Source organism: Tumebacillus permanentifrigoris (assembly GCF_003148565.1).
Taxonomy (GTDB): Bacteria; Bacillota; Bacilli; order Tumebacillales; family Tumebacillaceae; genus Tumebacillus; species Tumebacillus permanentifrigoris.
In genome coordinates, this window is sequence record NZ_QGGL01000056.1 from 1 (window position 1) to 1,266 (window position 1,266).

General features: G+C 46.4%; 2 protein-coding genes. Both read right to left on the reverse strand.

Translation table 11 applies throughout. From position 1 onward, the window contains the following. Positions 1 to 38: 38 nt before the first annotated feature. Complete coding sequence (locus tag C7459_RS22820) at positions 39 to 923, reverse strand: IS3 family transposase (protein WP_109691468.1); 885 nt, start codon at positions 921 to 923, stop codon at positions 39 to 41. Further along, a complete protein-coding gene (locus tag C7459_RS22825; RefSeq protein ID WP_109691469.1) occupies positions 863 to 1,192 on the reverse strand; it encodes a helix-turn-helix domain-containing protein in 330 nt (109 codons plus the stop codon). Before C7459_RS22825 ends, C7459_RS22820 begins: the two co-directional genes overlap by 61 nt. Positions 1,193 to 1,266 lie beyond the last annotated feature (74 nt).

Below are 1,266 nucleotides of genomic sequence, written 5' to 3' on the forward strand. Positions count from 1 at the left end.
TGGTCAAGACCCCATTTTGTAGACAGTGAAAAAAGACCCTAAGCCGCAAGCTGGCGCCTGTATTCGACAGGCGTCAGCTTGTTTAGTTTAAGTTGTATGCGTTCTTCGTTGTAAAACTTGATATACGCTACAATTCGCCTTTGAGCTTCTGCCACATCTCGTATATCATATGGGTAGAGTGCTTCGGCTTTCAGATGGGAGAAGAAGCTTTCCATAGCGGCGTTGTCGTAACAATTGCCGCGACGTGACATGCTGATTTGGGCTCCAACCTTCGGCAGCATGTCATGGTAGGCGTGAGACGTGTACTGGCATCCTTGATCGCTGTGAACGATCAAGCCAGTAACGTCTCTTTTATTTGCAAATGCTTGTTTGAAGGTGTCTAGTACGAGTTTGGTGTCATTCCACAAGCTCATCTGGTAGGCGACAATCTCCTTCGTATACAGATCCTTAATTGCTGATAGGTACAACCATTGATCTCCTGCCGCAAACTGGGTAATGTCAGTCACCCATTTTTTGTTTTGCGCTTCTGCGGTAAAGTCTCGTTTGAGCAGGTTCTCAGCCACGCGAGGTGGTAAACCGTCTCCTTTGGGCTGCACTTTACGCTTCTTTCGAATGATGGAACGCAGGCCCAGTTCCTGCATCAGGCGCAACACCTTTTTGTGGTTGACCTTCCGGCCTAGCCGCTCCAACTCCGCCTGTATGCGTCGGTATCCGTATTTCTTTTCCCGCATGTGATAGATGGCCTGGATACAGTCTTTTAGTTCATGGTCTGGTTCTTGTTCTTTCCGCTTCAAAAATTTGTAATAACCGCTTCTGGAAAGCTGAAGCAACTTGCATAGAATTGTGACAGGATACAGATCTTTTAGCGCTTCAACGACCTGCTGTTTCGTTTGGACACCTCCTGACTCAAGATTTCTAACCACTTTTTTAGCACGGCGTTCTCCATCTCCATGTGTTTGATAGTCCGAGACTCTTCGGTTTGTACCCGATGCGGATTTCCTCTACGATCCTCGAATACCCTCTCTCCTTGTTCCCGGTAGACACGCACCCATCTTTTCACCCGATTGATATCGTGAATCCCAAGATGTTCGGTTATTGCACGGTTTGTCCATTTCTCTACTTCACGCAACCGAATCGCTTCTCTTTTCACTGATTCAGGATAATGTTGAAACGTTTGACCTTTCTTCGCCATAAAAAAGACACCCCCTAAAATAGATTACCATTGAGGGGTCTTTTCTCAATGTCTATTTTAAGGGGTGCACATCA

Coding starts and splice junctions, on each gene's coding strand:
- C7459_RS22825 (WP_109691469.1), bottom strand. CDS start 1,192: ATGGCGAAGAAAGGTCAAACGTTTCAACATTATCCTGAATCAGTGAAA.